Genomic DNA, 7,997 nt, shown 5'->3' on the forward strand with positions numbered 1-7,997 from the left:
TTTATCTTTGCTAAAATTAAACATAATTATGTCAACCGAAGAAAAATCACTCAATTTTATTGAACAAATTATAGAAGATTCGTTAGCAAGCGGTTTTCCACAAGATAAATTGCGTTTTCGTTTCCCGCCAGAGCCAAATGGTTATTTACATATTGGTCATGCAAAGTCTATTTGTTTGAATTTTGGATTGGGATTAAGATACAATGCACCTGTAAATTTGCGTTTTGACGACACAAATCCAGCCAAAGAAGAACAAGAATATGTTGATGCTATTAAAGAAGATTTACTTTGGTTAGGCTTCAATTGGGCCGAAGAACGTTATGCTTCCGACTATTTCCAACAGTTGTATGATTGGGCCGTTGTAATGATTAAAAATGGAAAAGCCTATGTAGATAGTCAATCGTCTGAAGATATGGCAATGCAAAAAGGAACTCCAACCCAACCAGGTGTAGATGGTCCTTTTAGAAACCGTTCTGTTGAAGAAAATTTGACTTTATTTGAAGCAATGAAAAACGGAGATTTTCCAGAAGGAAGCCATGTTTTGAGAGCTAAAATAGATATGACTTCTAAAAACATGCTAATGCGTGATCCTTTGATGTACAGAGTTTTGCATCGTCATCATCACAGAACTGGGAACGATTGGAAAATTTATCCAATGTACGATTATGCGCACGGCGAAAGTGATTATATCGAACAAATTTCTCACTCTATTTGTACGTTAGAATTTGTCATGCATCGTGAATTATACAATTGGTTTTTAGATCAAATATATGATGCAACTAAAGTTAGACCAAATCAATATGAGTTTGCTCGTTTGAACTTGAATTACACCGTAATGAGCAAGCGAAAACTGTTGCAATTGGTTCAAGAAAATATTGTAAACGGTTGGGACGATCCTAGAATGCCAACTATTTCTGGTTTGCGTCGTCGTGGATATACCGCAAAATCGATTCGAAATTTCTGTGAAACTATTGGAGTTGCCAAACGTGAAAACGTGATTGATGTGTCACTTTTGGAGTTTTGTTTACGCGAAGATTTAAACAAAACTGCACCAAGAGTTATGGCAGTTTTAGATCCAGTAAAGTTGGTCATTAAAAATTATCCTGAAGGAAAAGAAGAATGGTTAGAAGCCGAAAATAATCAAGAAGATGAAAGTGCAGGTTTCAGAAAAGTGCCATTTTCTCGTGAATTATATATAGAAAGAGAAGATTTTCTTGAAGTGGCTCCAGCTAAATTTTTTAGGTTGAGCATAGGAAATGAAGTACGTCTAAAAAATGGTTATATTATTAAAGGAGAAAGTGTTACCAAAGATTCAGACGGAAATATTACTGAAATTCAAGCGACTTATGACACTGATTCTTTAAGCGGAAGCGGTACCGAAGCCAGTAAGCGAAAAGTAGCTGGAACTTTGCATTGGGTTTCGATTTCTCACGCAATTGAAGCTGAAGTTCGTTTGTATGATCGATTGTTTATAGATGAAGCACCCGATGCTCACAAAGAGAAAAACTTCCTCGATTTTATGAACAAATCATCATTAGAAATCGTAAAAGGATTTGTAGAACCAAGTCTTTCTGATGTGAAAACGAATGATAAATTTCAGTTTCAACGTTTGGGTTATTTCAATGTTGATAAAGACTCAAGTACTTCAAAATTAGTCTTTAACAAAACCGTTGGACTTAAAGATGCTTGGGAAGAAAAAGGTAAAAAAGAAGAAAATTTATTGATGAATATGTTAAAAGAAATCAATAAATATTTTAAAGTTGATACTAAACAAGAGAGAATAATTATCCAAAATACTATTGGAGAAAGTATAAAAAGTGTTACAAATTTTAGTCTGTTAATTAATTCAATTAATAAAAATATTAGTAACAATAAAAGCTCTTTGTTATTTGCTAATTTTATTTTAAAATATTCTGATAAAATAAAACCTTCTGATTTAGAATTAGATTCTTTAAATAAATTATATAATATGTCTATTAAAAGCGAATCTTCTTTTGTTAGATATGAAGGAATTAAAAACCTAAAAAACGATTCTGAGAATTTTTCTAATTTTCAAGTGCAATTATCAGAATTAAAAAATACGGAGAAAAACGAAAAAGTTTTAGAATTACTAAAAACTATTTAATTTTTGAATTATAGCTTTTATAAATAAAAAATCCACTTTCGAGTGGATTTTTCTATTATAGATTTTAACTATTTAAAATTAAAAAATAATAGTTTTTACGTTAAAAAAAAACCTTCATAAATTGTTTTTAAAAAACTTAAAAAATAGGTTAAGGTGTTTTTGTGTTTCTTGAAAAAACGTTCCTCAAATGGCTTTATTTTAGTTTTTGTGTTTTTTGGAAGCGAAAAGTGTTGTTTTTAATCCTGATGGAAATTAAAATCTTTTTGATTTTGATTTTTTATATTATTTGAAACAAAATTGAAATATCAGCAAAACAAATGTTCTTAATAACCGAAATGTTTTGTTCCTGAAAAAAGAACTCAATTTCATGAATTGTTTTTTTGAATATTTGAAAACGAAAAGTATATGATTTCTTCAAATCGTAAACTATAGTTTTTATAAATGTAAACTTCTATTTTTAATAAATCTCACTATTATAGTATTTTATAATAAAAAAATTAAAAATCATAATTAAAAACTATTATAATTGACCCCCATAAATTATTTTTAAAAAACTTTAAAAAACAGGTAAGGTGTTTTTATGTTTCTTAAAAAAACGTTCTTAAAATGGTCTTATTTTAATTTTTGATATAATTTAGGTATAAAAATTGTGGTTTTTATGTTTAACTACGATTTAACACTACATCATTATAAATTTTGTAAATTGAAATTTATTAAATTGAAAAGATATGTCGAACAAAAATGGAAATAATGCATTAGCACTTTTAGTTGGTGCAGCAATTGGAGTTGGAGTAGGAATTTTATTTGCTCCGGATAAAGGTTCAAAAACTAGAGAAAAATTAAAAGGTAATTTAGATGATTGGAAAATTGATATCAATAATAAATTGGCAGATTACGAAGAAGATATTCGAGAAAAACTTTCTGGTTCAAAAGAAGATTTAAAAGAATCTGTAGAAAATTTACTTTCTAATTCTAGTTATAAAGCCGAAGAAGCTATTTTGTTTCTAGAAGAAAAATTAGCCGAATTAAAAAAACAAAACGCTAAACTTCAAAAATAATGGCATTTGAAGATTTAAAAGAAAACACAGAAGCTGTTCAAGAGAACACTAAGGCTTATATTGAGAGTAGCATTGCTTACTATAAACTTTGGGGTTTTAAAGTAGCCATGAAATCTACTACTTTAATACTAAAGTTTTTTCTTATAACAATCTGTCTTTCAATTGTATTGCTTTTTGTATCTGTTGCAGGTGCTTTTGCTTTGGGTAATTTATTAGATAGTTACCCATTAGGTTTTTTATGTGTGGCTGGAGTTTATTTAGTTTTAGCTTCTTTTTTATTTTTAGTAAAAGATAAAATTGTAGAAGGAACCATTTTAGAAAAATTCTCAGAAATATTTTTTAATGATTAATTATGGAGAAGAAAAAATATTCATCATATGCTGAGATAGAACGCGATTTAGAAATTCTTAAAGTAGAAAAAGAAATCTATTATCAAAAAATGCTTTTAAGTATTGATAAAACTAAGGAAAGTATTCTTCCTTCTAAGACGGCTACACTTATTGGTAATTTGTATAAAAAGGTTTTTTCTGGAATGTATGGAACCATATTAAAGATGATTATTCCTTATGTATTCAATTGGTATTTAAACAGAAAAAGAGGCGATTAAGCCTCTTTTTCTGTTTAAAATATTTAGTTATTTTATTTCATTTGCTTCAGATGTATCCGACGGATTATAATCTGTTGAAGTATGATTTTTGTCTTTTACTCGTTTAGGTTGCTTTTTCATTTGTTCGCCAATGATGCTTGAAGCTGTAAAACTAGTTACCATACTATTTAGCATTTCACTTGCAGCTTGTGGAGAATTTGGTAATAAAATCAAATTCGAATTTGTGTCAGCTCCAATTGCTTGTAAAGTATCGTAATGTTGTGTGATTACAATAAGTGCTGATGCTTCTTGCGAATTGATTCCTACTTCATTCAAAACGGCTACACTTTCTACTAATCCTTTAGCAATTTCACGACGTTGATCTGCAATACCTTGACCTTGTAATTTTTTACTTTCAGCTTCAGCTTTGGCTTTAGCAACAATTCTAATACGTTGTGCTTCAGACTCAAACATAGCTGCAGTTTTTTCTCTTTCGGCAGCATTGATACGGTTCATTGCATTTTTTACCTGGATATCTGGATCAATATCAGTAACTAAAGTATTAATAATATCGTAACCATAAGTAGTCATTGCTTCATTCAACTCACGTTTTACCGCAATAGCAACGTCATCTTTACGAACAAAAACATCATCAAGAATTAGTTTTGGAACTTCGGCACGTACCACATCAAAAACGTAGGCTGTAATCTGATCGTGTGGATATTCTAATTTGTAAAAAGCTTCATAAACATGTTCAGGGATTACTTTAAACTGAACCGAAACTTTCATTTTTATAAAAACATTGTCTTTGGTTTGTGTTTCGATCATAACATCCAGTTGTTGGATTTTAAGATTTACACGACCCGCAATATTGTCTATAACAGGTAATTTGAGTTGTAAACCAGATTGTCTGATTCCAGTAAATTTTCCGAAACGCTCGATGACAACAGCTGTTTGTTGTTTTACAGTAAAAAAAGAAGAGAATAGGATAAATAATCCTAAGACAAGAAAAATAATAAAAAATGTACTCATTTGTAGTTTTTTTTAAGTTTGTTATATTGATTATACGTTAGTTTATGTTGAAAGTTACAAAGTGCTCATCAAATATTATTACTTTTGTGTAAATTAAATGTTTAAAAAATGAAAAAATTAATTTTATTTTCTGTTTTACTATTTAACGTAATGACTTTTGCACAGTACAATCGTCGTGATGGAAATCGTATAGGAATAATGGGTGGAATTACCCAAACATCTTTAAAAACTTCAAATTTTGTTACAAAACCTGAATCTGGTTGGGTAGGTGGTTTGTCTGTTAGAGGAAATTACTATGATAATTTTAGTGCGATTTTTGGAATGCAATTTTTTGAAAATCATTTTTCTGTCGAAACGCTCACTCCTTTATTAAACAAAGTTGATGTAGATTATAAAACAATGGGTGTTCAAATTCGGTTATTGGCGAGTTATAATTTGATAAAAGACCATGTTTCTATCGATTTTGGACCAGTTTTACAAGTAAATGATAAATTAAAAATAGATAGTAAATCGGAATTAAACAATGTTGTTGGAACTTTACTTACTGCTAAAGAAATTACCGATGTAACTAAAATAAACGGAAATGCTTATATTGGTATTTCGGCTGGAACAAAAAGAATTCGCGCCGTTGTTAATTACCAATATGGTTTGAATAATTTTTTGAATAATTTAAACAAAAGTGAAGAGTTAAAGCTGAAAAACAACAATAGCAATTTTAAAGGAAACTTAGGAATTATAAGCGGACAGTTGTTGTTTAATTTATAAGAATTACGAGAATACATTATTAAGTCGCGCAAATGGTATACATTTGCGCGATTTCTATTTTAACTTAAAAAATAATTTTTATTATGAAAAAACTATTATTACTTTCTTTTTGTTTGGTCTCTTTTTTAGGGAGGGCACAAATTAGCTCTTATTTTCATGGAGATGCTAAAGATTTTGCAGATCTTAAAACCAGATCATTAATAGTTGAATTACTTGAAGAAGATGAAAAAATATTAAAGAAATTAGAAAAACCAAAATATGCTGATGATCTAAAAGCATATAAAAATATGATTAAACTTTATAATGAAGAAATTGTTCTTTATGCTAAAAAATATTGGATACTTAATACAGATTTTGAATTTAAAACTCAATCTGAGGTAGAAACTTTAAAGAAATCTAAAAATAAATCTTATGCAGTTTTAAGAAATTTAAGACTTAAAGATATTGATACGGATTTTAGAACAAAATTATATATAAATGCTTTTGTGTATACAAGAATTGAATCAAATAAAGATGCGCCAGATTCTCAAGCTTATATGCCAGTTTTTAGTAAGAAAAGCAATATTCTTATGGATGAAGCGGATTATAAATTTTGCTTCGATGTGTTACAATCCAATATAAACTATATTATTTCTAAAAAGAAAAATATAAATTCTGAAAATTATATTAAAGAAATGGCTGAGGGTAATTGTCCACTAATAAAGAACAAAACATTATTAGTTAAAGAATCACTTATATATGAAAAAACTTCTAAAGGAGCTTGTTTAAAAAAATATAATGGAAATCTTAAAATTGTTTCTGATGAAGAGGTAAATAAAGCTTTTATTGAAAAAGAAAAGGATAAAGTAGTGTTGTTTTCTGTTCCTTATGAAATTGCCAAAGGAAATATGGGCCCTGTTGGACAATCATTTATTATTTCATACAAAGTTATTGTTGATTGTGAAACAGGTAAAATATTATATTTGTTTATGCCTAAAGGTTTTGCTGTTATGGGTCAAAATTTATTTCAATTTATGATTGATAAAGATTTCGAAAACATTAAAAATTGTAAATAAGATAACAAAAAGCCTCGAATTTCGAGGCTTTTACTTTTTTATAGACTAGCTATTGCTTTTTCAATTCGCTTAACGGTTTCTTTTTTTCCTATCATTTCTACGATATCAAAAAGATGTGGTCCCATCATTTTTCCTACTAAACTTAATCGGAAGGGTTGCATAACTTTTCCCATTCCTATTTCGTTTTGAGTCATCCAATCTTTTATAATAGTTTCAATATTTAAGGATGTAAAATCTTCTATTGTTTTTAAAACTACAATCAATTGTTTCATTAATTCAGGAGTTTCTTCTTTCCAGTTTTTTGTAGCTTTCTCGTCATAAGAAGTTGGTGCTACAAAGAAATAATCAGATAAATCCCAAAGTTCGTTTACAAAATGTGCTCTTTCTTTTACTGATGCAACTACTTTAGTTACATAATCTAAATTCGTTACAATTCCCTTTGATTCCACTATTGGCAAGAATAATTCAGCCAATGCTTTATCTTCTTTTTTAACCAAATATTGGTGGTTGAACCATTTGTTTTTCTCAGGATCAAACTTCGCTCCTGCTTTGTGAATTCTGTTCAAATCAAATTTTTGCACTAATTCTTCTAACGAAAAAAGTTCTTGTTCGGTTCCGTCATTCCAACCCAACATGGCTAAGAAGTTTATCACAGCTTCTGGGAAAAACCCATTCTCTTTATAACCTAATGAAGTTCCTTCTTCTGTTTTCCATTGCAATGGGAACACAGGGAAACCTAATTTTTCACCATCACGTTTGCTTAATTTCCCGTTTCCTACAGGTTTTAGTATCAATGGTAAGTGCGCAAATTCTGGAGCTTCCCAACCAAATGCTCTGTACAACAAAACATGTAACGGCATAGATGGCAACCATTCTTCACCACGAATTACATGAGAAGTTTCCATCAAATGATCATCGACAATATTTGCCAAATGATAAGTTGGCATTCCATCAGATTTAAATAAAACTTTATCGTCTAACAAATTAGTTTCAAATTTTATATCGCCACGAATAATATCCGTAAGATGTAACGTTTCATTAACAGGAGTTTTAAAACGTATCACGTAATCTTCACCAGAAGCAATTCTATCAGCTACTTTTTCCGGAGAATTAGTTAATGAATTGTCTAATGTTTCACGAACGGTATGATTGTAAATAAATGTATTTCCCGCTGCTTCGGTTGTTTTTCGTATAGTATCTAAACTCTCAGGAGTATCAAACGCATAATAAGCCCAACCTGAACTTATCAATTGGTCTGCATATTGTTTGTATAAAGGTTTTCTTTCTGACTGTCTGTATGGACCAAATTTTTCATTTTTACCTATCGTTTCATCAGGAGAAATCCCTAACCATTCTAATGCTTCTAGTATATATTC

At 29.4% G+C, this 7,997-nt stretch carries 8 protein-coding genes; 6 read left to right on the forward strand and 2 right to left on the reverse strand.

Features of this window, described 5'->3' with window-relative positions; genetic code table 11:
• The first annotated feature begins 28 nt into the window (after positions 1-28).
• The 4 genes from ACKVOV_RS01250 (at position 29) to ACKVOV_RS01265 (ending at position 3,790) form a co-directional block, all read left to right on the forward strand.
• A complete protein-coding gene (locus ACKVOV_RS01250) occupies positions 29-2,125 on the forward strand; it encodes a glutamine--tRNA ligase/YqeY domain fusion protein (protein WP_409204968.1) in 2,097 nt (698 codons plus the stop codon).
• 728 nt (positions 2,126-2,853) lie between these two features.
• A complete protein-coding gene (locus ACKVOV_RS01255) occupies positions 2,854-3,183 on the forward strand; it encodes a YtxH domain-containing protein (protein WP_409204961.1) in 330 nt (109 codons plus the stop codon).
• Positions 3,183-3,533 carry a competence protein gene (locus ACKVOV_RS01260; RefSeq protein WP_409204962.1) on the forward strand — a complete coding sequence of 117 codons (351 nt, stop codon included), beginning with the start codon at positions 3,183-3,185 and terminating at the stop codon, positions 3,531-3,533. Before ACKVOV_RS01255 ends, ACKVOV_RS01260 begins: the two co-directional genes overlap by 1 nt.
• A gap of 2 nt (positions 3,534-3,535) precedes the next feature.
• A complete protein-coding gene (locus ACKVOV_RS01265) occupies positions 3,536-3,790 on the forward strand; it encodes a DUF6327 family protein (RefSeq protein WP_409204963.1) in 255 nt (84 codons plus the stop codon).
• Between the two features lie 27 nt (positions 3,791-3,817).
• On the opposite strand, the gene ACKVOV_RS01270 is transcribed toward ACKVOV_RS01265, so the two are convergent.
• Positions 3,818-4,801 (reverse strand): SPFH domain-containing protein, encoded by a 984-nt coding sequence (locus tag ACKVOV_RS01270; RefSeq protein WP_409204964.1) that lies wholly within the window; start codon positions 4,799-4,801, stop codon positions 3,818-3,820.
• A 108-nt stretch (positions 4,802-4,909) separates the two neighbouring features.
• Here ACKVOV_RS01270 and ACKVOV_RS01275 point away from each other — a divergent pair, with 108 nt between their 5' ends.
• Complete coding sequence (locus ACKVOV_RS01275) at positions 4,910-5,566, forward strand: PorT family protein (protein ID WP_409204965.1); 657 nt, start codon at positions 4,910-4,912, stop codon at positions 5,564-5,566.
• An 83-nt stretch (positions 5,567-5,649) separates the two neighbouring features.
• Positions 5,650-6,621, forward strand: coding sequence for a hypothetical protein (locus tag ACKVOV_RS01280; RefSeq protein ID WP_409204966.1), 972 nt, complete (start codon positions 5,650-5,652; stop codon positions 6,619-6,621).
• A 38-nt stretch (positions 6,622-6,659) separates the two neighbouring features.
• On the opposite strand, the gene gltX is transcribed toward ACKVOV_RS01280, so the two are convergent.
• Positions 6,660-7,997 (reverse strand): glutamate--tRNA ligase (gene gltX, locus ACKVOV_RS01285; RefSeq protein ID WP_409204967.1); only part of this gene is annotated, 1,338 nt, incomplete at its 5' end.

It is taken from the genome of Flavobacterium sp., assembly GCF_046153165.1.
In the GTDB taxonomy this organism is placed as follows: Bacteria; Bacteroidota; Bacteroidia; order Flavobacteriales; family Flavobacteriaceae; genus Flavobacterium.